The organism is Peribacillus sp. SIMBA_075, from assembly GCF_046534585.1.
Genome location: NZ_JAWRYN010001193.1, coordinates 1 through 250 on the forward strand (window position 1 = coordinate 1; position 250 = coordinate 250).

Annotated in this window: 1 protein-coding gene; it reads left to right on the top strand. The window is 49.6% G+C overall.

What is annotated here, in order from left to right; translation table 11 throughout:
• Positions 1 to 250, top strand: a 250-nt coding sequence (locus tag SB775_RS32100) for a hypothetical protein (RefSeq protein WP_410865335.1), incomplete at both ends; no start/stop codon positions are given.

The window sequence follows — 250 nt, forward strand, 5'->3', positions numbered from 1 at the left end:
GGCACCAGAGCTGCCAATGCTAAAAAAAGACCAGTTCCTATTTGTCCCCGGCCAACGCTCCGATCTGGTGGGAGCAGAGATAGTCGAGGATTCTCCCCAGCATCTCTATGATTGGGTGGTAGAGCGCTATCAAAATCTCAAAAATCAAGGTCAAAGCGAAGAATTGATCGAGCTCATCGTAAACAAGGAACTGGATACACGGATGGAGCCATTCACAGGCGAAGAAGAAAAACGCTCGCTGCGCTTGCAG